This is a genomic window from Gordonia sp. J1A, from assembly GCF_055393515.1.
This window is the reverse complement of sequence record NZ_AP041607.1, coordinates 2,973,391-2,993,579: the sequence shown is the minus strand read 5'-3', so window position 1 is coordinate 2,993,579 and position 20,189 is coordinate 2,973,391. Positions and strand designations below refer to the sequence as shown.

Genomic DNA, 20,189 nt, shown 5'->3' with positions numbered 1-20,189 from the left:
GAAGGAGTGTGCTGTGCATCACAACATTGAATGACCGTAGTGAGAGGACACAGTCATGACGCAGACCATGGATCGGCCGGTGGACACCGGGCGGCACACCCCGTCCGAACGCATCGACGCCTGGCTCGAGAAGTTCGATCGAGCCCTGGCCTCGGGGGATCCGCAACAGGTCGCCTCGTTGTTCGTGGCGGACTCGTTCTGGCGTGATCTGGTGGCGTTCACCTGGAACCTGAAGACGGTCGAGGGACACGACGAGATCGTCGCGATGCTCGCCGCGCGTCAATCGGATGCGGCGGCCGGCGGCTTCGCGCGCACAGAGGAGGCGAATGAGACCGACGGGGTGGTCGAGGCGTTCATCGAGTTCGAGACCCGGGTGGGTCGCGGTGACGGTCACTTGCGCATCAAGCAGGACGACGACGGCGTCGACCGAGCTTGGACCCTGCTCACCACCTTGCAGGAGTTGAAGGGCTTCGAAGAGCCCAGCGGCTTGCGCCGGCCGAGGGGCGCGGTGCACGGCAGTGACCCGGACCGCCGGTCGTGGGCGGAGAAGAAGGAGGATGAGGAGGCCGAACTCGGCCGAGCCGTCCAGCCCTACGTCCTCGTGATCGGCGGCGGCCAGGGCGGAATCGCGCTCGGTGCGAGGTTGCGGCAGCTCGGCGTTCCGTCGATCGTCGTCGACAAGCATGATCGGCCAGGCGATCAGTGGCGTGGCCGGTACAAGACGCTGTGCCTGCACGATCCGGTCTGGTACGACCACCTTCCATATCTGCCGTTCCCGCCCAACTGGCCGGTGTTCGCGCCCAAGGACAAGATCGGCGACTGGCTGGAGTTCTACACCAAGGTGATGGAGGTGCCGTACTGGAGCAGGACCGAGTGCACATCCGCCGCCTACGACGAGGCGGCCGGACGCTGGACCGTCGAACTCGTCCGCGACGGTGAGCCGATGACACTGCACCCGACACAGTTGGTGCTCGCGACCGGGATGTCGGGCAAGCCCAACGTCCCCGAGTTCCCGGGACAGGACGTGTTCGCCGGCGAGCAGCACCACTCCAGCAGACATCCGGGACCCGATGAGTATGTGGGCAAGAAGGTGGTGGTGATCGGTGCGAACAATTCCGCCCACGACATCTGCAAGGCGCTCGTGGAAGCGGGAGTCGACACCACGATGGTCCAGCGGTCGTCGACGCACATCGTGAAATCGGACTCGTTGATGGAGATCGGTCTCGGGGCGCTCTACAGCGAGCAGGCAGTGGCCGACGGGATGACGACCAAGAAGGCCGACATGACCTTCGCATCGTTGCCGTACCGGATCATGCATCAGTTCCAGATCCCGTTGTACGACCAGATCCGGGAGCGTGACAAGGACTTCTATGCGCGGCTTGAGGCCGCGGGATTCGATCTGGACTTCGGCGACGACGGCTCGGGTCTGTTCATGAAGTACCTGCGCCGCGGTTCGGGCTACTACATCGACGTCGGGGCGTGCGAGCTGGTGGCCGACGGGACCATCAAACTCGCCAAGGGCGGAGTGCAGCGTCTCACGGAGAACTCGGTGATTCTGGAGGACGGGACCGAACTTCCGGCCGACGTCGTGGTCTACGCCACCGGATACGGTTCGATGAACGGCTGGGCGGCGGATCTGATGGGCCAGGAAGTGGCCGATCGCGTCGGCAAGGTGTGGGGTCTGGGCTCGGACACCACCAAGGACCCCGGCCCTTGGGAGGGCGAGCAGCGGAACATGTGGAAGCCGACGCAGCAGCCGGGACTCTGGTTCCACGGAGGCAATCTGCACCAGTCGCGCCACTACTCGCTGTACCTGGCGCTGCAGTTGAAGGCCCGGTTCGAGGGGCTGGACACGCCGGTCTACGGATTGCAGGAGGTCCATCACCTGAGTTGAGACATTGGCTGACCGCCCGGACACCAGGTTCGGGCGGTCAGCCGTCGACGCGAGTCGTTTTGTCGGACCTGGGTGATAGCGTTCAGGTAGTCAAGAAAACATGGTTTGACCAGCTGAAACACTCGGGGGAGGTGGCAGCGATGAGCGATCCGATCACCGATTCGGTCGCCACTGTCGTTGCCACCGGTGCACTGCCGGACCGGCCTTCAGAGTTGTTGGCGTTGATCGATGCCGCGGCGGTGAAGCTCGCCGAGACCTCGCTGTCGCCGGAGACCGAACCGGAACTGCTGGCGCACACGCAGATCGCCGAACGGATTCGGCGACGCTGGGACGGCATCTCCGCGGCGCTGCTGGTGGAGGTCTCCGACCGCAACGCGCACCGCACTGCGGGCTATCTGAATCCGCACCAGTACCTCTCACAGGGCTTGCGGCTGGGAACGCGCGAGGCCGGTCGGCGGCTCCGGATGGCTGAGGCGATCGGCGAGTTCTCGAACTTTCAAGGCAGACGCTGCCTCCCCGGAAGCCGGCTACCGCCGCGGCAGTGGCGAGCGGGACATCGGTGCCGAACACGCTCTCGTCATCTCGCCGTGCTGGCGAAAGTGCCCGGCTGTATCGCAGCGGAGGTCAAGGCCCGCGCCGAGGCGGAGTTGGCCGACGCAGCGGCCGGATTGAACCCCGATGATCTGGGCAAGGTCGGTGACCGACTGCTCGCTCACCTGGACCCCGACGGCCAGGAGAGCGATCACGTCGACCGGCAACGCCAACGCGGAATCACCATCCTCCCGCAGGATCGGCAGTTGATGAGCAAAGTCCGCGGCGCGATGACTCCGGAGTTGCGGGCGAAGTTCGAAGTGATCCTCACCGCGTGGGCCGCACCCGGGATGAACAACCCCGCCGACCCGGACTCACCGACTGGAACCGTCGACGCCGACGACCTCGACGCCGAGGCTCTCGCGGCGGCGCGGGGCCGTGATCTGCGCAGCGCCGCCCAACGCACGCACGACGCGCTGCTGGCCCTGTGTGATTACGTTCTCGCCCACGGCGGACTCGGTGCACCGAACCGGATACCGGCGGAGTTGGTCATCACCGTCACCGACCAAGAACTCGCCGCCCACGCCGGCATCTCCCTGACCGCCACCGGCACCCGTGTTCCGATCGGTGAACTCGTGCGGCTCGCCGCCGAGGCTGTGCCGCATTTGGCGGTCTTCCGGATCACACCAGCGAGGTCCTCTACCAGGGTCGTGGGGCTCGGTTTGCTAGTAAAGCGCAGCGGTTGGCGTTGTTCGCCCGCGACCGCGGCTGCACCGCCCCCGGCTGCGACCGACCCTTCGCCCAAACCCAGGCCCACCACGCACCGGACTGGATCACCCCCGGGAGGGCGCACCGACATCGACGCCCTCGGCGCCGCCTGCGGACGCCACAACTGCGCCGTCGGCACCAACCGCGGCCAATGGGAGACCACCATCCTCACCGACGGGCCCCACGCCGGACGCATGGCCTGGCGACCAGCCACCACCAACCAACCCTGGCGCCTCAACCCCATCCACCACGCCGGACAAGCACGGCACCTGCACCCACCGCCGCGCAATCACGCTGCGCCGGACCCGGGTACAGACCTCGAACGCCTTTTCAACCGAGCTTGCGGCCTGACCGTGCGGGCATCTCGAGGCCTCAGCGCTCGGCCCTGCTCCGTCCTCAAGGCTGTACGAACGTCGAGATCAGACCGCGGACGGTCGCCCGGATCTGATCAACCGCGGCCGTATGGTCGCCACGGGGTTGAAGCAGGTGACTGACGGTGAGGCGCACGAACACTTCGACTAGTGTCGCCCGGTCTGCATCGCCGATCTCGGGTGCCACCGACCGCGATTGTTCGGCCACTACGTGCATCGCCCGACCGAGAACCGTTTCGGAATCGACCGCGACTAAAGACAGGAGCTCGGTCTCACGTGCCCGGGCACCTTCGCTCACCACCGACAGCAGAAGCCGGTTCTGCTCACCGGTCGCAAGCGTGACTGCCGCGGCGGCGGCGAGGCCCTCCACCAGATCGGGGGCATGGGTCGAAATGGCCTCAGTGACACCGGTGAGGAAGCGGTCGGCTTCCCGAGCCACCAACGCCGCAGCCAGATCCTGACGCGTCCCCATTTCGTTATAGAGACCGGCCCGGCTGATCCCGACCTCGCGGGCGACGCGTGACATGTTGACCGAGGACCAGCCGTGGGCGATCACGAGGTCGCCTGCGGTGTCGAGTATTCGGTTTCGGAGGAGGCTGCGGACCTCGCTGTGGAAGGTCCGACTCTCACCCATGCGGCCAGTCTACGCGGGCAAACACTGAGGCCTTCCGTGCGTTTCGGGCGTTTGAGGACGTCCCGGCATCGTTGACAGTTCAGGAGAAACTGCTGATCTAGTTGACACAACCGCCATAAATGTATAAACAATGTGCAGTACAAATCACAGTGTCTGAGCTCGATAACCCAGATCACCTCCTAGACCGGTGCGCCGGCCCAACCATCTCAGCGACGGAGAAGCCCATGCCAGATCCCCGACGGAACCCTCGGCCTCTCCGGCAGAGCGCCTCCAGTGAGCGCGACTACGACGTCCTCGTCGTGGGATCAGGGTTCGGCGGAAGTGTCACCGCCCTGCGGCTGTCGGAGAAGGGATACCGCGTCGGGGTGCTGGAGGCGGGACGACGTTTCGAGGACTCCGACTTCGCGAAGACCAGCTGGGACGTGCGGCGATTCCTCTGGGCACCGAAGCTGGGTGCGTACGGGATCCAGCGCATCCACCTGCTTCGCGACTGCGTCATCCTCGCCGGCGCCGGGGTCGGCGGTGGCTCGCTGAATTATGCGAACACGCTCTACAAACCGTCGGGCGCGTTCTTCGCCGACGAGCAGTGGGCGCACATCACCGACTGGGAAGATGAGCTCAGCCCCTACTACGACCAGGCACGACGGATGCTGGGGGTCGTCACCAATCCGCACATGACGCCGGCCGACGAGATCGTGAAAGCTGTCGCCGACGACATGGGTGCCGGTGACACCTTCATCCAGACGCCCGTCGGCGTGTATTTCGGGGCGCCCGGCCGTACCGCACCCGACCCCTACTTCGGCGGAGTCGGTCCGGAACGGACGGGCTGCATCGAGTGCGGTGAGTGCATGACCGGATGCCGCCACGGTGCGAAGAACACCCTCCTCAAGAATTATCTGGGTCTCGCGGAGAAGATCGGCGCGGTGGTCCATCCCCTCACCACCGTCACCGACCTACGTTCGACGGCCGACGGTTCATGGGAGGTCCACACGGTCCGCACCGGTGCGTGGATGCGGAAGCGCAGACAGGTTTTCACCGCTCGCAGTGTGGTGCTCGCGGCGGGCACGTGGGGGACGCAGCAACTGCTGCACAAACTGAAGGACTCCGGTCGCCTCCCGCAGCTCTCGTCGCGCTTGGGCGAGCTGACCCGAACCAACTCAGAGTCGATCCTCGGTGCAATCCGTTACAGCGTCGACGAGTCGCTCGACCTCACTCGTGGAGTGGCGATCACGTCGTCGTTCTATCCGTCGCCCGACACGCACGTGGAGCCGGTCCGTTACGGCAAGGGCTCCAACGCGATGGGCATGCTGCAAGCGCCGATGACCGACGGCGACGGACGCCTGCCACGCTGGGTGCGTTTCCTGGGAATCATGCTGCGCCACCCGATCGCGACCGGACGGATCCTGGCGGTGAAGGGGTGGAGCGAGCGGACAGTGATCGCGCTCGTGATGCAAAATCTCGACAACTCGATAACCACGTTCACCAAGCGAGGTTTGCTGGGCCGGCGGCTCTCGAGCCGGCAGGGGCACGGGCAACCGAACCCGACCTGGATTCCCGCGGGCAACGAAGCGACGCGCCGCATCGCGGAGCAGATCGGGGGAGTCCCGGCGGGTACCTGGGGCGAGGTGTTCAACGTTCCGATGACCGCGCACTTCCTCGGTGGCTGTGTAATCGGTGACGACGCCTCGACCGGGGTGATCGACCCGTACCACCGCGTACACGGCTACCCGACGCTCAGCGTGGTCGACGGATCGGCGGTCTCGGCGAATCTCGGTGTCAACCCCTCGCTGACCATCTCCGCGCAGGCCGAGCGGGCGGCGGCCCTGTGGCCCAACAAGGGACATGCCGACACTCGACCGGCCCAGGGCGACGGATATCAGCGGATCGAGCCGGTGGCGCCTGTCGCTCCGGTGGTTCCAGCGTCGGCACCCGGTGCCTTGCGTCTGCCGATCACGCCGATCGACAGGCCGGTGAGCCGATGACGGCGGCTTTCGCTCCCGCCCTCGGGAAGGCCCGCGACGGAGTCCAGACAGTCGGTTCCTTCTTCCTGACATTCTGGGAGATCCTCAAAGCCTTGCCGCGCAGACCGTTCCAATGGCGCGAACTCGTCGCGCAGGCCTGGTTCATCGCCAGTGTCTCGATCGTCCCGACGATGCTGATGTCGATTCCGTTCTGCGTGATGGTCGTCTTCCAGATCAATGTCCTACTCAATGAGATCGGTGCCATCGACCTCAGCGGTGCGGGCGCGGGCATCGCGGTCATCCGCGAGATCGGCCCGATCGTCACCGTGCTCGTCGTCGCGGGAGCGGGTGCCACCGCCATCTGCGCCGACCTCGGATCCCGAACGATCCGCGAAGAGATCGACGCGATGCGCGTGCTCGGAATCGACCCGATTCAGCGTCTCGCGGTACCGCGTGTCATCGCCTCGTGCGTGGTCGCGGTATTTCTGAACGGGCTGGTGACAGCCATCGGACTCACCGGCGGATACCTGTACGGAGTCTTCCTGCAAGGTGCGACACCCGGCCAGTACATCACCGCCATCCCCATCCTGACCGGCACGTCAGACCTGTTGATCAGCGAACTCAAGGCGGGCATCTTCGGACTTCTCGCGGCCGTAGTCGCCTGTCATCTCGGCTTCAAGGCGGGCGGCGGGCCCAAAGGCGTCGGCGACGCCGTCAACCAAACGGTCGTGTTCAGCTTCGTGCTGCTGTTCCTGGCGAACGCCGTCATCACGACTCTTTCTCTGCATTAGGCGGGTACCGGTGAATCGGAGGACCACATCATGACGAGCGCACCCACCGCTCGAGAACCGTCTCGCGCGCGATTCGAACGGCTCGCGCCTGGCCGCGTCCTGGCGCCGGCCGAGCGCCTCGGCCGGCAACTGGCGTTCTACGGCGCGTCGCTGCGAGCGGTGCCTCGCGCCTTCACCCACTACCGACGCGAGACAGTCCGGCTGCTCGCCGAGGTCTCGCTGGGCGCGGGAGCGCTCGCGGTGATCGGCGGCACCGTCGTCATCATCGGATTCCTCACGGCAGCCGCGGGCTACGAGGTCGGTCAGCAGGGCTCGAGTTCTCTGGGGCGCGTCGGCGTCGAGGCGATGTCGGGCTTCATCTCGGCGTTCTTCAACACCCGCGAGGCGATCCCGGTTATCGCAGGCGTTGCGTTGACGGCGACCGTCGGTTCCGGTTTCACCGCCCAACTGGGTGCTATGCGGGTCAGCGAGGAGATCGACGCCCTCGAAGTGATGTCGGTGCAGTCGCTGCCGTATCTGGTCTCCACGCGAATCGCAGCCGGACTGGTCGCGGTCATCCCCCTCTATGCCATCGCGCTGTTCACCGGATATGCGGCGACCGAGTTCGTCAGCGTATTCCTTTCCGACCAATCGCCGGGTACCTACAACCACTATTTCCAGCTCTTCCTGCAGCCGTCCGATGTCGCGATCTCGCTGCTGAAGGTGATCGTCATGGCGGTGTCGGTGATGGCTGTGCACTGTTACTACGGCTACAACGCGAGCGGCGGACCGGCCGGCGTCGGTGTTGCGGTCGGCCATGCCGTGCGGACCTCGCTGATCATCATCATGGTCGTCGACTTCGTGGTCGGAATCGCGCTCTACGGAGGCGTTCACTCGACTGTGCGGGTGTCCGGATGATCGAGCATTCGCGCACGCGCCACCTGTTGTACGCATTCACCGCAGCTGCCGTCGTCGTCCTCCTCGTCGTTTTGGCAGTGTTGTCGTACCGAGGCAGATTCCAGAACACCGAGACGGTCTATCTCAACGCGCCGCGCGCCGGACTGCTGTTGGTTCCGGGCTCGGACGTGAAGATGTACGGCGTCGTGGTGGGCCGGGTATCGCAAGTCACCGTCGCCGACGACAAAGCTCGAATCCGGATGGAGATCGACTCCGACGTGATGGACGACTTGCCGTCCGACATGCGAGCCGAGATGGAACCCACGACACTGTTCGGACGCAAGTACGTTGCGCTGTCGATGCCGTCGTCGCCGTCGGCGGGCAAGCTGGCCGCCGGCGCGACGATTGACACCTCCGCCACCCCGGTCGAGGTGTTCGACACCTTCGACCTGCTGGTCAAGATCCTCGACAGGATCGATCCGGCACGCGTCAACGCGACGCTCACTGCGGTGCAGACGGGCACAGTGAACCGCGGCGGCAAGCTCGGCGCCGTGATCGACGATGTGAACCGTTACCTCGCGACCTTCAACAAGTCGCTGCCGACGCTGCAACGCGATCTGAAGCTGGGCGCGGACAACCTCGAGACGTTCGCCGATATGACGCCCGACCTGATGACCACGATCAGGAATCTAACGGTCACGTCGAAGACGATCGTCGACGAGCAGACTCAGCTGACGTCGTTCCTGCTGAGCTTCACCCGCTTCGGCAACACCGGCGACCGATTCATGGCCGGCGTCCAAACACCGCTGGTGAAAGCCGCGGAAGCACTGGCGCCGCCGACTCAGGTGCTCGGCGACTACGGCCCGATCCTCCCGTGCTTCCTGTCCGGCCTCAACCTCGGACGCAAGTATCTGGAGCGTGCGTTCGGGGGCGCGCGAGCCGGACTGGACATCGTCGGAACACTCATCATGGGCGACCCGCCCTATCGGCCGGGAACAGACGCTCCGCGCACCGGCGCGGGAGAGTCGGGACCCAGCTGTTACGGGTACCCCCGCGGCCCCGGTGCCAAGGCGCCCGGCCACGTCGATTTCAACGACGGCAGCCACGCCTACCGTGATGTGAAGAACCCGGAGGACATCATCGGCAACCCGTTCGCCTCCATGATCTACGGAATGACGCGATGAACGTCACCGGGCCCGCGATCAAGCTGGGCATCTTCCTCGTCGTCAGCGCACTCATCACCGCCGTGCTCTTCGTCATCGTCGGCGACCTGCGGTTCGGGCCTACGAAGTCGTACCGTGCCGTGTTCACGTCGGCGTCCGGGCTGCGGACCGGCGACGATGTGAAGCTCGCCGGCGTCGTGGTCGGAAAGGTGACCGACGTCCAGGTGGCCCGCACCGAAGAGGACGGCCCTCACCTCGGCGCCGAGGTGGCCATGGACGTCGACTCCGATGTCGTCGTCACCACGGCGACCAACGCGAACGTCAAGTACAAGAACCTGATCGGCGATCGCTATGTGGAGCTGAAGACGCCGCCGGCGGCTGCGGCGAAGGAGCGTCCGTCCGGATCGGTGATTCCCGCGACGCAGACGCGCGCCGCGCTCGACATGGACGCTCTGGTCAACGGCTTCAAACCGTTGCTCGTCGGAGTGAACCCCGACCAGACCAATCGTCTGTCGGCGGCACTGGTATCGGTCCTCAACGGCCGGACCGACGACATCGGAGAAGTGATCACGCAGCTCGGACAGCTCAGCAAGACGATCGCCGACCGGGACGCCACGATCGGCTCCGTGGTGAGCGACCTCAACACGGTCCTCGGCACGGTCGACGAACGTAAGGCAGCGTTCGGCTCGATGATCGGACAGATGCAGCGGCTGGTGTCCGGGCTCGCCGAGGACCGAACCACGATCGTGGACGGACTCGCCCACATCGAGGCGGCGACCTCGCAACTGGACAGCCTGCTGTCGGAGGTCAGACCGGATCTGACCATCGACATCACGCGCCTGCGTGGCCTCGCGGCGAACCTGAACAAGAACACGTCGACGATCAACATGCTGCTGAACAAGCTTCCGGAGGCGTATCGCCTGCTCGGCCGCTCCTCGGGGTACGGCAGCTTCGTCAACTTCTTCGTCTGCGGTCTGGCCATCCGCTACCCGACGCTCGACGGCGGCCACCAGGACACGCCGATGATCCAAGTACCCGCCCAGAGGTGTAAATGATGAGACCTGACGACTCCGTCCGTGCCGTGCGGGCCGGGATCATCGGTAGCGCGGTGATCCTCGTCGTTCTCGCACTGGCCTTCAACTATCGGTCGCTGCCCTTCTGGCCCGGCGCCACCACGGTGGTCGCCGAGTTCGCTGACGCGAGCGGTCTGAACACCGATGACGAAGTCCAGGTGGCGGGAGTCTCCGCGGGCACAGTCACGGCGATCTCACTGAAGTCCGATCACGTGGACGTCAAACTCCGTCTCACCGAGGGGTGGAGAGATCTGGGCTCGCAGACACGCGCCGCGATCAAAGTGGAGACCGCGCTCGGACGCCGCTACGTCGAGCTGACGACCGGCGGCGGCGGTGAGCTCGGTGACCGGATCCCGCAGTCGCGCACCACCTCAGGCTTCGACCTCACCGATTCACTCGATCAACTCACCGAGAACGTCGGCGACACAGACAAGAAGCAGGTTGTCGACGCGGTGCAGAGCCTGGACAAGGTGATGAAGGGCCTTCCGGACGATCTCGGCGGCTCGCTCGAGAACGTCGCCGACGCCGCTCGGACAGTCTCCCGCCGGGATGCGGGCATTCGGACCCTGTTACAGCACACCCGTTCGCTCTCGGGCGTCCTCGCCGAGCGCAAGGGCAACCTGACCCGCCTGATCGACGACGGCGATGTCCTCTTCCAAGCGCTGAACGATCGCGCCGCGGTGATCCGCCGCGTGCTCGTCAGCCTGCGAGGTGTCGCCGACGAGATCGAGCGTGTCACCGTCGAGAACCGCACGTCGACGCCGCCGATGCTCGAGGAATTGCGCAGAGTGACCGACACCCTGAACGCGAACTACACGAATCTCGACAAGTCGATCTCGGGAATGCGGCCGTACGTCATGCAGTTCACCGACGTCCTGGGAAGCGGGCCGTTCTTCGCCGTTCTGCTCGAGAACATCACGCCCGCGAATCTCCGCGGTCAGCAGCCTGGAAGCCCGGGAGGCGGACGATGAAGGCAGTCAAGAGACTCGGTGCGCCGGCGGTCATCGTGATCGGCATCGTCGTCACGGCGATGGTGGCGCTGGCGGTGTCGGTGGTGTGGGAGCGTACGCACACATCCACAGCGACAATCCATTTCACCGACGGCACCGGGCTGTTCCCCGGCGACCCGGTGAAGATGCGAGGGGTGTCCATCGGCACCGTGAAGTCGGTGGAACCGTCGCCGGGCGACGTGGTCGTCGAGGTGTCGTACGACGACTCGGTGTTCGTATCGGCGTCCTCGCGCGCCGCGATCGTATCGCCGACCCTCGTGTCGGGACGTTACGTGCAGTTCGTGAATCCGGAGCGGCCGGGAGGCGCGGCACTGCCCGACGGCGCAGTCATCGGCCTCAAGCGCACGGCAGTGCCGGTCGGATACGACGAGATCAAGAAGCAGGTCACCGACCTCGCCACTCAGCTCGGTCCCACCGCGCACGACGAGAAGGGCACGTTGAGCCGGTTCGTCGACACCTCGGCCGCGGTTCTCGGCGACAACGGCCAGTCGCTGCGGCACGCGGTCGACGCGTTGTCCGACGCAGCGGGGACGCTCTCCGCCGGCGGTCCGGATCTCTTCGGCACCGTACGCAATCTTCAGCAGGTGGTGACCGCACTGCGTGCCTCCGACGACCAGATCGTCTCGTTCTCGGCGCAGCTGAACGACGCCTCGGCGCTTCTGGCCGACAACCGGACGCAGCTCGACGCCGCGATCCATGCACTGAACGACATGGTTCCAGACCTGCGCGACTACCTTTCGCGGAATCGCGACGCGCTGAGCACGGACGTCAGGGAACTCACCCGGGTGTCGCGACTGCTCGTCGACCGTGAGGACGACCTCGCCCAGATCCTGCATACGGCACCGACCGCTCTGTCGAATCTCTACAACATCTACGACCCGGATTCGAATTCCCTGACCGCCGGACTGGCGATCGCCGATTTCCCCGACCCGGTATCGCTGATCTGCGCGCTGCTCACCACGGTCGACGCACCGAAGAAGGAGTGCCAGAAGGTGAACACCACGCTGACCCGGGTCCTCACCTCCGAGATAGCACGCTCGTCCGCGTCGTCGACGTCGAAGACGGGAGGTCGCTGATGAGACGCAGAAAGGTCGCTGCTGCACTGGCCGCACTCCTGGCGGTCGTGTCCACTGCGCTGACCGGTTGCCGGTTCGACGGCGCGAACTCCCTGCCGCTGCCCGGCGACGCGATTTCCGGCAAGGCCTATCGCGTGACCGTTCACTTAGCCGACGTGCAGAATCTCGTATCGAATTCGCTGGTCAAATACGACAATGTGACGGTCGGACAGATCGGGTCGATCTCGGTGGTCCAATCCGTCGCCGCAGTGGAGGTGGAACTCTCGGAGGGCGTCGTGATCCCGGCGAATGCCACGGTGAAGCTGGCGCAGACCTCGGTCCTGGGCGCCCAGTACCTCGAGTTCGTGCGGCCGTCCCGGCCGGCTGCAGGCCATCTCCTTCCCGGTGACACGATCGACGTGAACTCGTCGTCGGCGTATCCCTCCACCGAATCGGTTCTCGCGGCCCTGTCCCTGGTGCTCAACGGCAGCGGACTCGAGCAGCTCCGGTCGATCATGACCGAACTGAACACCGCCACCGACGGCCGGACGGCGGCTGCGAACGAAGCGATCGGCAGGCTCAAGACCCTCGTCACCCGGCTCAACGGTCAGCGCGACGACATCGGCCGCGCGATCGACGCTCTCGGGCGGCTCAGCGGATCACTCGCCGATCAGAATTCGACGATAGCCGCGGGAATCGACGGTATCGAACCCGCGCTCACCGTGCTCGCGGACCAGCGCGAGAACCTGGTCACGATGCTCGACCGTGTCGGAGACTTCGGCGCCAAGGTGTCGACGGCGCTGTCCCGCAGCCACGACGACCTGGCCACTATCGTGTCCGAACTGCGGCCTGCGCTGACCGGGCTCGAACAGTCGGGAGACGACTTGGTCGGCTCGCTGCTCGTGGGTCTGACCATCCCGTTCCCGGTGACGACGATCGACAAGGGGATGAAGGGCGACTTCCAGAATCTGTTCCTCACTCTGGACCTGTCCGTGGGTGCCATCCGCGACAAGGTGATCGGCAGCCTGCCGAAGATCGACGTGGAGAAGATGATGCTGTCTCGCCAGGCGGCCGATCCGCTGCGCGCACCGTTCGCCGCGCCGAAGGGCGGCCGTCGATGAGGCTGACGAAGCTGGTCAAGTGGCAGTTGATCGTGTTCGCACTGCTCACCGTGGTGAGTGTGGTCTACGGTGCGATCACGTACATCGGTATCGGTCGTGTCACCGGCATCGGCACGTACCGGGTCGTCGCCGAGTTCGGCTCGGCCGGCGGCGTCTACGAGTCCGGGTTGGTCACGTATCGCGGCGTCACCGTGGGCCGGGTCGACGGCGTGGACTTGGATCTGGCGAATCCATCGGCGCCGGTGCGTGTGACGCTGCGCATCGACTCGGGTCGGCGCATCCCGCGCGACAGTTCGGCCCACATCAAGAGTCAGTCGGCCGTCGGTGAGCAGTACGTCGATCTCGTACCGCGATCGGGCGCCGGCCCCTCACTGAGCGACGGCGATGTGCTCCCGGCGGGCGGCAACGTGGCGCCCACACCCACCAAAGACGTGCTCGGGCGAACGATGAGCTTGGTGGGGGCACTCTCGCCTCAGCATCTGGAGACCACGATCGACGCTGTCTCGGACGGGCTGGGAGAGTCCGGGGATCGGCTGGCCCGTCTGATCGACTCGTCACAGCAGTTGCTGCGGCTGGCGCAGATCGACCTCGTACCCACGACCACGCTGATCGGCGATGCCGACCCGCTGCTGCGCACCGGAAACAAGGTGGCCGTCGACTTGCGATCGTCGGTGGCGAATCTGGCGTCGTTCACTGATCAGCTCGCTATGAGCGACGGCCGGATTCGCACGCTGATCGAGGACGCACCCGCCGCCGCTGATGAGGTGTCGGCGACATTGGGGAAGCTGACGCCGACACTGCCGACGCTGCTCGCGAACCTGCAGACCGTCGGTCAGGTGCTGCGGGTCAACGTGCCCGGGCTCCGCCACATCTTGACGGTGTATCCGGCGTTCACATCGGGCACGCTGTACTCCGTCAAGGACTTCGCGCTCGGTGAGAGCCCGCAGGCCCCGCTCGACGTGAAGCTCGGAAATACGCTGAACCCGCCGCCGTGCACCGAAGGCTACGGCCGCACCCAGCGGCGTGATCCGTCGGACCTGCGGGAGGTTCCGGTGGTCCCGGACCAGTACTGCGACGTCCTCGCCGCCAACCCGAAGGTCGCTCGTGGCGCGCGCAACGTGCCCTGCGCCACCGATCTGTCGGTGAGGACCGCGCTGGTCGCGGACTGTCCGGGAGGTCTGCCGTCGACGTGGCCTGAGATGCTCGCCAAGCCGCACAGCGCGACCGCAGGCGACCCGCCGGACCGGCGTCCGCGATCGTCGACGCCCACTGATCGGCCGATTCCCTACTCGGAGAAGACGGGCCGGTTCACAGGACCTGACGGAGTGACGTACTTCGTCGGATCGCCCACCAGCACAGCATCCGGAAAGGGGAACACGACATGGCAGTCGTTGCTGATCAAGTGGTAGATGCAGACGAAGCGCAGGAGACGGGCCAGGAGCAGGCGACGGAACAGGAGACACGAACGCTCAGCGACCGGGGAGGTCGCCGGCCGGCGCTCGTCGTCTGGTCCCTGCTGATCGCCGCCGTCGCGGTTCTGACGATGTTGGGAGTCAAAGGCGTCGACCTCTATCACGCCGAACGGAACAAGAGCCGGGACGCGCAGGTTCTCGACGTGACGCGAGAAGCGGTCGCCGGGCTGGTGAGCCTGGACTACCAACGGTCCAAGGCCGACATGGACCGGATCTCCTCGCTGGCGACCGGCTCGTTTCAACAACAGTTCGGCCAGCTGGCGGCCTCCTTCGAACAGGTCCTCGCCTCGGGTCAGGTTCGTTCGACGGGCGCGGTCAAGGAGGCGGGGATCGTCGAGGCCGACGACGACTCGGCGAAAGTCCTCGCAGCGGTGAGCTCGGTAGTCAAGAACACCGAGGCACCCGACGGTCAGCAGCGCGTCTACCGGATGCTGGTGGACCTCCAACGACAAGGCGACGACTGGAAGGTCGGGAATGTGGAGTTCGTGTCATGACGGTCAATGAGCAGGCGAGCGTGGATCCGGACGATGCGGTCGGCGCCACCGAGCCGGAGACGCACGAGGAACAAGAGGCCGTCGACGAGGGCACGGGCACGAGTAGCAGCCGGATGCGTGGACTGCTTCTGTGGCCCGCGGATCTGTCGGTGCGGGCCCGAAGGCTCGTCGTCGGAGTGCTCGCGGCGGTGACGGTCGTCGGTGCCGGTGCGCTCGGGTACGTGTGGTGGGCTGCGTCGTCGGCCGCTGCCGATGCCGATGCCGGGCAGTCGGCGCTGGCATCGGCCCGCCGTGACGTACCGGAACTGCTGAGCTACGACTATCGGACCATCGACCAGGCCTTTCCGAAGTCGGCGAAGAAGCTGCTGACCGGTAAGTTCCTCACTGAATACACCGAACTCGGCGCGTCAGTGGTGCAGCCCGCGGCCAAGAGAGATGCCATCGTCACCAAGGCCGATGTGGTCGAAGCCTCGGTGGTGGCCGCGGAGGAGGACTCGGTGACCGTGCTGCTGTTCGTCAACCAGACCACCACCAGCAAGGACCTGGAAGGTCCGCGCCTCGACGGCAGCCGGGTCCGCGTGCACATGACCAAGGACGGCGACTCGTGGAAGATCTCTGAGTTCGTTCCGGTCTGACGGCGCATCCGGCGCGCAGGGTGAAGCCCGCTACTGCTCGGCTGCCGACGGCAGGACGCCGTACCCCACGAGCCCGACGTATCCGCCGATCCGGAATCGGTTCACCTTCACGTGTCCGCCCCACTCGTTGCCTCCGACGGTGGTGACCTCCCCGTCGGAGTAGTCGAGCACGATGTTGGTGTGCTGACGGAAGAAGCTCTTGGTGGAGTAGAGCATCACGTCGCCGAGGACGGGACGGTAACCCGAGTCGGCTGCGCGGAAGCGTCCCTGCGACTGGAAGTACTCGGTCAGGGTGTACACCCCCGGGATCCGCCAGTGCCCGGAGAACGGATTCTCGAAGGGCACGCCCGACTCCCGCATCACCCAGCTGACGAAGTCGGCGCACCACTCCTCGTCGACCCCCTCGGAGTATTTGGTGCCCGGCGGCTGGGCGTCGAACTCCGCTCGGGTGACGGTGACGATGCGCTGCTGCGTGGGGCCGAGAGCAGTGGTGTCCAGGTCCGGATAGGCGCGGTCGCGGTTGTTCCACCAGGTCCGGACGAAACCCACTGCGCCTTCGTGGACGGCCACGGCGGTCGCGCCGCCCAGGAGCACGACGACGACTGCGAGTGAGATGGCGAGCCTTCGGCGGCGGGGCGACATCCGGCCAGCGTATCCGCCCATCATGTTTCGGGGTCTCGGCGATCGGGAACTCGATCGATGTCCGGAAACGGACTTCGCTTCCGGACGGACGAATACCGACTATCTGAACGGAGGACGCGGCATGTCTGCAAGCACCGAGTCCAGGGAAGTGACCGGAACACGCGACAAGACGTACAACCTGATCTGGTACGTGGAGAAGTGCCTGTCGAACGCGCTTCGGATGGACACTTTCATCGCCGACGCCGAGCGCGACGGCGACCACGAGACGGTGGAGTTGTTCACGAAGGCGCAGAGCGACAGCCTCAAGGGCGCAGAGATGGGCAAGAAGTTGCTGCGCGCGAGGCTCGTCTGAGGTCACTGGACGCGTTTCGCCAGATCGCAGTCCGGCTTCCGGAACCAGCGAGATGAACCAGCGAAATCGGCGGCGCTGCCCGAGCAGCCCCCCCGATTCATGTGCCCCTGTCGCATTTCTACCGAGCTACGGAGCGAGCGACCTCCTCAGCGAGCTGCGTCGGCGGCGCCGAGTTCGGTATGCGACCCCGCGTGTGCCAGTTCGCCCGAACGGTCTTCCAGGTGGGCGCGCAGGAACCACTGGAACTGCTCGAGTTCGCGCGTCTGGCCGATGAGGACGTCCTCGGTGATCGGATCGATCATCCCCGCCTCGGCGATGGCGTCGCGATGGGACTTGACGACCCCGGTGTAGACGAGGTCGAGGGCCGCGAGATGCGCCTGGACGGTGTCGCGGCCGAGATCGTAATCGTCCCAGTCGCGATCCTTCGTGATACCCGCCGACGTCCCGCTCGGCGAGCCGCCCAGCGTCGCGATGCGCTCAGCGAGCACGTCGGCGAATCCGCGGACCGTGGCGGTCTGCGGGTCGAGCATCTCGTGGACTCCGATGAAGTTGGGGCCCACCACGTTCCAGTGAACATGCTTGAGCGTGAGATGCAGATCGATCAGGGAACTGAGCCGGTGCTGCAGGATCGAGATCAATGCATCGGACTCGGTGTGCGAGAGACCGCCGATCTCCGGCTGATGGGTGTTGATGAGTGACATGGTGCCTCCTCGTCTGTCGGGTCGGCCGTCGCACGGGCGGGTGATCGCTCGGCGATCACGCCCTCCTGCGGCGGCCGCGTGGATGATGCAGGTGCTCGTACTCGTCGGCCTCCTCGGCCGTCGTCTCCGGGATGAGCGGGTCGTGCTGGGGACGGTCGAGCGCGCGATGGGACCGCAACCTCACCCGCGACCAACCGAGGCATCCGACCGCGGCCACAGCGCAGACCACCGTCGCCACGATCCACGGTGCGAGCGCGTCGTCGGCCGCCGCGGTGGTCAAGGTCACGGCGATCAGCACCAGGGCGATCAGGAGCAGCCCGTAGCCGATCAGCCCGAGCGCCTTCAGTGGACGAACGGTCGCGGCGCTCAGATGGTCTCCGGTCATGGGCGGGCCTCCTCCCGGCGTGGATTCGCTGCGTCTCATGTGAACCTCCTTGAACGAAAGGCATCAGGGCCGGCCCGTGGCCGCGACCGAGAACCGGTGCAGCAGAGCCTCGTCGAAGGCGGGCAGATCGTCCGGCGCCCGGCTGGTGATCAACGGACCCGGGCCCGAGTCGCACACCACCACCGGCCCGTCCTCCCACGTGGCGCCCGCGTTGCGCACGTCGGTTCGGAGGCTGGGCCAAGCGGTGAGCCGGCGACCCCCGATCAGACCCGTCTCGATGAGCAGCCACGGCGCATGGCAGATCGCGGCGACGGGGCGGCCCGACTCCAGGAACCGCGCCGCGAACTCGACAGCACCGGGAACGGTCCGCAGATAATCCGGATTCGCGACACCGCCGGGAAGCACCAGCGCATCGAAATCCGTGGAGTCGAGATTCTCGACCACCTCGTCGACCGGGTATGAGGCGGCGCGGTCCAGGTGGCGGAAAGTCTGTACCGTTCCGCCGACGGTTGACACGAGCGTCGGAGTGCCACCGGCCTCGCGCACGGCCTGCCACGGGTCGGTGAGTTCTCGCTCCTCGGCGCCCTCCGGCGCGACCAGGAACGCGACGGACCGTCCGCTCAGGTCGGGGTCGTGATGGTGCACTCTCATGGCGAACTCCCTCCAGCTGTGCTGCGGCGGACATGCAGTGTCGGGATACCCCGTCCATGCGGCTCTCAAACGTCGAGTCGGTCGAACCTGCCGATGTCGACGCCCTGCCGCGGGCGATCGCCCTACCATCGGGACCATGAGTGATTCCCCCGAACTGAGCCCCACCGACTGGGTGCGCGATCAGACCGAGAAGATCCTGGCCGCGGGCACGACCGACGTCGCGGACATCAACGGCATGAGAGTGGTGCTGTTCACCACGCTCGGCGCCAAGTCCGGCAAGCAGCGGTATGTCCCGCTCATGCGGGTCGAGGAGAACGGCAAGTACGCGATGGTGGCGTCCAAGGGCGGCGCGCCGTCGAACCCGTCCTGGTACTACAACGTGAAGGCACATCCCGAGGTCACCGTGCAGGACGGCACGGAGGTCTTCCATCTCACTGCGCGCGAGGTCTCCGGCGAGGAGCGCGAGCACTGGTGGAAGCTGGCGGTCGAGGCCTTCCCGCCGTACGGCGAGTACCAGCAGAACACCGACCGTCAGATTCCGGTGTTCGTCCTGGAGTGACCCGCCGTCACAGCACCAGCCGCAGTGCCGCGGTGGTCGCTGCCGCGACGACGATCACGACGGCCAGCGGTGCGCGCAGCAGGGCCGCCACCGCACCGGCTGCGACTCCGATCGGACGGGCGGGATCGCTCAATTCGGTGCCGGCGAACAGGGCGCCGGTGAGACCGACGGCGATCAACAGGATCATCGTCGACCGTTCCAGCAGGGTCTCCACCGCCGGTGAGACGGTGATCCGGCTGCGCAGCCGCACGCCGGCGACCCGGATCAGATAGGTCCCTCCGGCGAGGATCGCGACGCCGCAGGCGAACTCCCAGCCGGTCACGACGGCACGCTCTCCGGCTCGCGACTCCGGTCAACGCGCGGGCGGCCGGTCACCATCAGCCCGAGCGGAATTCCGAACAACGCCAGCACAATCGGCAGTCCGGCGGCCACGAAGCCCGCCGTCGCCAGCGCGATGGTCCCGCCGAACAGGGCCGCCCAACGCGTCTCCCGGTCGCGCAGTGCGGGAAGCGCCAGAGCGATGAGCAGAGCGGGGAAGGCGGCGTCCAGCCCGAGCGTCTCGGGCGAGGCGATCACCTGCCCGACCATCGCACCGGTGAGCGCGCCGAGTGGCCATGCGATGACGACCGCGGTTCCGCAGATCACGAAGGCCGACCGTGCGGCCGTCACATCGCGGTGACCGGCCGAGTAGACGGCGGTCTCGTCGTTCACCATGTGGGCTGCGGCGTATGCCGATCGGTCGTCCCGGAGGAATCGGCCGGCGGAGAGCCCGTACGAGAAATTGCGCAGGTTCACCAGCAGGCCGGCCAGTGCGCCGACCACGGGCAGCCCGCCGCCGGCCACCACCGACACGAAGACGAACTCGGACGATCCGGCGAGTACGACGCAGGCCATCAGCAGGACCTGCCACCATGCCATGCCGATCCCGTGTGCGGCGGCGCCGTACGAGACGCCGACGATCCAGAGGGAGAACGCGATGGCGATGATCTCGCGGGGCGCGCGCCGCACGAGTGTTCTCCATGATGAACGCATGTCCACTATGATGAACCT

22 protein-coding genes are annotated in these 20,189 nt (G+C 66.2%); 15 read left to right on the top strand and 7 right to left on the bottom strand.

What is annotated here, in order from left to right:
* Positions 1-55: 55 nt before the first annotated feature.
* Positions 56-1,894, top strand: a complete 1,839-nt coding sequence (locus ACZ5QD_RS14010) for a flavin-containing monooxygenase (protein WP_062367245.1) — start codon at positions 56-58, stop codon at positions 1,892-1,894.
* Positions 1,895-2,034: 140 nt separating this feature from the next.
* Positions 2,035-3,687: a DUF222 domain-containing protein gene (locus ACZ5QD_RS14005; protein ID WP_464366877.1), complete on the top strand. Its 1,653-nt coding sequence runs from the start codon at positions 2,035-2,037 to the stop codon at positions 3,685-3,687.
* On the opposite strand, the gene ACZ5QD_RS14000 is transcribed toward ACZ5QD_RS14005, so the two are convergent.
* The gene (locus ACZ5QD_RS14000; RefSeq protein WP_464366876.1) at positions 3,590-4,198 is read right to left on the bottom strand and encodes a TetR/AcrR family transcriptional regulator; all 609 of its coding nucleotides are present in this window, start codon (positions 4,196-4,198) and stop codon (positions 3,590-3,592) included. The two genes, ACZ5QD_RS14005 and ACZ5QD_RS14000, sit on opposite strands and share 98 nt — an antisense overlap.
* Before the next feature lie 224 nt (positions 4,199-4,422).
* On the opposite strand from ACZ5QD_RS14000, the gene ACZ5QD_RS13995 reads away from it, so the two are divergent.
* From ACZ5QD_RS13995 to ACZ5QD_RS13945, 11 genes are read left to right on the top strand one after another with little or no spacing between them, the layout of a single operon-like run.
* The gene (locus tag ACZ5QD_RS13995) at positions 4,423-6,180 is read left to right on the top strand and encodes an FAD-dependent oxidoreductase (protein WP_464366875.1); all 1,758 of its coding nucleotides are present in this window, start codon (positions 4,423-4,425) and stop codon (positions 6,178-6,180) included.
* On the top strand, positions 6,177-6,950 hold the full coding sequence (locus ACZ5QD_RS13990; RefSeq protein ID WP_062367247.1) for an MlaE family ABC transporter permease: 774 nt from the start codon (positions 6,177-6,179) through the stop codon (positions 6,948-6,950). Before ACZ5QD_RS13995 ends, ACZ5QD_RS13990 begins: the two co-directional genes overlap by 4 nt.
* Positions 6,951-6,980: 30 nt before the next feature.
* Positions 6,981-7,847, top strand: coding sequence for an MlaE family ABC transporter permease (locus ACZ5QD_RS13985; RefSeq protein ID WP_062367248.1), 867 nt, complete (start codon positions 6,981-6,983; stop codon positions 7,845-7,847).
* Positions 7,844-9,010 (top strand): MCE family protein, encoded by a 1,167-nt coding sequence (locus ACZ5QD_RS13980; protein WP_464366874.1) that lies wholly within the window; start codon positions 7,844-7,846, stop codon positions 9,008-9,010. The genes ACZ5QD_RS13985 and ACZ5QD_RS13980 overlap by 4 nt, the downstream gene beginning before the upstream one ends.
* Positions 9,007-10,044: an MCE family protein gene (locus ACZ5QD_RS13975; protein WP_464366873.1), complete on the top strand. Its 1,038-nt coding sequence runs from the start codon at positions 9,007-9,009 to the stop codon at positions 10,042-10,044. Before ACZ5QD_RS13980 ends, ACZ5QD_RS13975 begins: the two co-directional genes overlap by 4 nt.
* A complete protein-coding gene (locus ACZ5QD_RS13970; protein WP_062367369.1) occupies positions 10,044-11,033 on the top strand; it encodes an MCE family protein in 990 nt (329 codons plus the stop codon). The genes ACZ5QD_RS13975 and ACZ5QD_RS13970 overlap by 1 nt, the downstream gene beginning before the upstream one ends.
* The gene (locus tag ACZ5QD_RS13965) at positions 11,030-12,148 is read left to right on the top strand and encodes an MCE family protein (RefSeq protein ID WP_464366872.1); all 1,119 of its coding nucleotides are present in this window, start codon (positions 11,030-11,032) and stop codon (positions 12,146-12,148) included. Before ACZ5QD_RS13970 ends, ACZ5QD_RS13965 begins: the two co-directional genes overlap by 4 nt.
* Complete coding sequence (locus ACZ5QD_RS13960) at positions 12,148-13,248, top strand: MCE family protein (RefSeq protein WP_464366871.1); 1,101 nt, start codon at positions 12,148-12,150, stop codon at positions 13,246-13,248. The genes ACZ5QD_RS13965 and ACZ5QD_RS13960 overlap by 1 nt, the downstream gene beginning before the upstream one ends.
* Positions 13,245-14,657 carry an MlaD family protein gene (locus ACZ5QD_RS13955; RefSeq protein WP_464366870.1) on the top strand — a complete coding sequence of 471 codons (1,413 nt, stop codon included), beginning with the start codon at positions 13,245-13,247 and terminating at the stop codon, positions 14,655-14,657. The genes ACZ5QD_RS13960 and ACZ5QD_RS13955 overlap by 4 nt, the downstream gene beginning before the upstream one ends.
* Entirely contained in the window at positions 14,630-15,214 is a 585-nt protein-coding gene (locus ACZ5QD_RS13950; RefSeq protein WP_464366869.1) for a hypothetical protein, read from the top strand. Before ACZ5QD_RS13955 ends, ACZ5QD_RS13950 begins: the two co-directional genes overlap by 28 nt.
* On the top strand, positions 15,211-15,849 hold the full coding sequence (locus tag ACZ5QD_RS13945; protein ID WP_197462926.1) for a hypothetical protein: 639 nt from the start codon (positions 15,211-15,213) through the stop codon (positions 15,847-15,849). Before ACZ5QD_RS13950 ends, ACZ5QD_RS13945 begins: the two co-directional genes overlap by 4 nt.
* A 30-nt stretch (positions 15,850-15,879) precedes the next feature.
* Here ACZ5QD_RS13945 and ACZ5QD_RS13940 read toward each other — a convergent pair whose 3' ends face one another.
* Entirely contained in the window at positions 15,880-16,491 is a 612-nt protein-coding gene (locus ACZ5QD_RS13940; protein ID WP_464366868.1) for a CHAP domain-containing protein, read from the bottom strand.
* A gap of 121 nt (positions 16,492-16,612) precedes the next feature.
* Here ACZ5QD_RS13940 and ACZ5QD_RS13935 point away from each other — a divergent pair, with 121 nt between their 5' ends.
* Entirely contained in the window at positions 16,613-16,843 is a 231-nt protein-coding gene (locus ACZ5QD_RS13935) for a hypothetical protein (protein WP_464366867.1), read from the top strand.
* Between the two features lie 146 nt (positions 16,844-16,989).
* On the opposite strand, the gene dps is transcribed toward ACZ5QD_RS13935, so the two are convergent.
* The 3 genes from dps to ACZ5QD_RS13920 all read right to left on the bottom strand — a co-directional run bounded on the left by dps (position 16,990) and on the right by ACZ5QD_RS13920 (position 18,580).
* Positions 16,990-17,544, bottom strand: coding sequence for a DNA starvation/stationary phase protection protein Dps (gene dps / locus ACZ5QD_RS13930; RefSeq protein WP_464366866.1), 555 nt, complete (start codon positions 17,542-17,544; stop codon positions 16,990-16,992).
* Between the two features lie 55 nt (positions 17,545-17,599).
* Entirely contained in the window at positions 17,600-17,929 is a 330-nt protein-coding gene (locus ACZ5QD_RS13925) for a hypothetical protein (protein WP_006896858.1), read from the bottom strand.
* Positions 17,930-17,992: 63 nt separating this feature from the next.
* Complete coding sequence (locus tag ACZ5QD_RS13920; protein WP_464366865.1) at positions 17,993-18,580, bottom strand: type 1 glutamine amidotransferase domain-containing protein; 588 nt, start codon at positions 18,578-18,580, stop codon at positions 17,993-17,995.
* 136 nt (positions 18,581-18,716) lie between these two features.
* Here ACZ5QD_RS13920 and ACZ5QD_RS13915 point away from each other — a divergent pair, with 136 nt between their 5' ends.
* Positions 18,717-19,139, top strand: a complete 423-nt coding sequence (locus ACZ5QD_RS13915; RefSeq protein WP_006896856.1) for a nitroreductase family deazaflavin-dependent oxidoreductase — start codon at positions 18,717-18,719, stop codon at positions 19,137-19,139.
* Between the two features lie 7 nt (positions 19,140-19,146).
* Here ACZ5QD_RS13915 and ACZ5QD_RS13910 read toward each other — a convergent pair whose 3' ends face one another.
* On the bottom strand, positions 19,147-19,461 hold the full coding sequence (locus ACZ5QD_RS13910; protein WP_006896855.1) for an AzlD domain-containing protein: 315 nt from the start codon (positions 19,459-19,461) through the stop codon (positions 19,147-19,149).
* On the bottom strand, positions 19,458-20,171 hold the full coding sequence (locus ACZ5QD_RS13905) for an AzlC family ABC transporter permease (protein ID WP_039867626.1): 714 nt from the start codon (positions 20,169-20,171) through the stop codon (positions 19,458-19,460). The genes ACZ5QD_RS13910 and ACZ5QD_RS13905 overlap by 4 nt, the downstream gene beginning before the upstream one ends.
* Positions 20,172-20,189 lie beyond the last annotated feature (18 nt).

Excerpts from the sequence above, each read along its gene's own strand:
- ACZ5QD_RS14010 (WP_062367245.1), top strand. The coding sequence starts at position 56 with ATGACGCAGACCATGGATCGGCCGGTGGACACCGGGCGGCACACCCCG.
- ACZ5QD_RS14005 (WP_464366877.1), top strand. The coding sequence starts at position 2,035 with ATGAGCGATCCGATCACCGATTCGGTCGCCACTGTCGTTGCCACCGGT.
- ACZ5QD_RS14000 (WP_464366876.1), bottom strand. The coding sequence starts at position 4,198 with ATGGGTGAGAGTCGGACCTTCCACAGCGAGGTCCGCAGCCTCCTCCGA.
- ACZ5QD_RS13995 (WP_464366875.1), top strand. The coding sequence starts at position 4,423 with ATGCCAGATCCCCGACGGAACCCTCGGCCTCTCCGGCAGAGCGCCTCC.
- ACZ5QD_RS13990 (WP_062367247.1), top strand. The coding sequence starts at position 6,177 with ATGACGGCGGCTTTCGCTCCCGCCCTCGGGAAGGCCCGCGACGGAGTC.
- ACZ5QD_RS13985 (WP_062367248.1), top strand. The coding sequence starts at position 6,981 with ATGACGAGCGCACCCACCGCTCGAGAACCGTCTCGCGCGCGATTCGAA.
- ACZ5QD_RS13980 (WP_464366874.1), top strand. The coding sequence starts at position 7,844 with ATGATCGAGCATTCGCGCACGCGCCACCTGTTGTACGCATTCACCGCA.
- ACZ5QD_RS13975 (WP_464366873.1), top strand. The coding sequence starts at position 9,007 with ATGAACGTCACCGGGCCCGCGATCAAGCTGGGCATCTTCCTCGTCGTC.
- ACZ5QD_RS13970 (WP_062367369.1), top strand. The coding sequence starts at position 10,044 with ATGAGACCTGACGACTCCGTCCGTGCCGTGCGGGCCGGGATCATCGGT.
- ACZ5QD_RS13965 (WP_464366872.1), top strand. The coding sequence starts at position 11,030 with ATGAAGGCAGTCAAGAGACTCGGTGCGCCGGCGGTCATCGTGATCGGC.
- ACZ5QD_RS13960 (WP_464366871.1), top strand. The coding sequence starts at position 12,148 with ATGAGACGCAGAAAGGTCGCTGCTGCACTGGCCGCACTCCTGGCGGTC.
- ACZ5QD_RS13955 (WP_464366870.1), top strand. The coding sequence starts at position 13,245 with ATGAGGCTGACGAAGCTGGTCAAGTGGCAGTTGATCGTGTTCGCACTG.
- ACZ5QD_RS13950 (WP_464366869.1), top strand. The coding sequence starts at position 14,630 with ATGGCAGTCGTTGCTGATCAAGTGGTAGATGCAGACGAAGCGCAGGAG.
- ACZ5QD_RS13945 (WP_197462926.1), top strand. The coding sequence starts at position 15,211 with ATGACGGTCAATGAGCAGGCGAGCGTGGATCCGGACGATGCGGTCGGC.
- ACZ5QD_RS13940 (WP_464366868.1), bottom strand. The coding sequence starts at position 16,491 with ATGTCGCCCCGCCGCCGAAGGCTCGCCATCTCACTCGCAGTCGTCGTC.
- ACZ5QD_RS13935 (WP_464366867.1), top strand. The coding sequence starts at position 16,613 with ATGTCTGCAAGCACCGAGTCCAGGGAAGTGACCGGAACACGCGACAAG.
- dps (WP_464366866.1), bottom strand. The coding sequence starts at position 17,544 with ATGTCACTCATCAACACCCATCAGCCGGAGATCGGCGGTCTCTCGCAC.
- ACZ5QD_RS13925 (WP_006896858.1), bottom strand. The coding sequence starts at position 17,929 with ATGACCGGAGACCATCTGAGCGCCGCGACCGTTCGTCCACTGAAGGCG.
- ACZ5QD_RS13920 (WP_464366865.1), bottom strand. The coding sequence starts at position 18,580 with ATGAGAGTGCACCATCACGACCCCGACCTGAGCGGACGGTCCGTCGCG.
- ACZ5QD_RS13915 (WP_006896856.1), top strand. The coding sequence starts at position 18,717 with ATGAGTGATTCCCCCGAACTGAGCCCCACCGACTGGGTGCGCGATCAG.
- ACZ5QD_RS13905 (WP_039867626.1), bottom strand. The coding sequence starts at position 20,171 with ATGCGTTCATCATGGAGAACACTCGTGCGGCGCGCGCCCCGCGAGATC.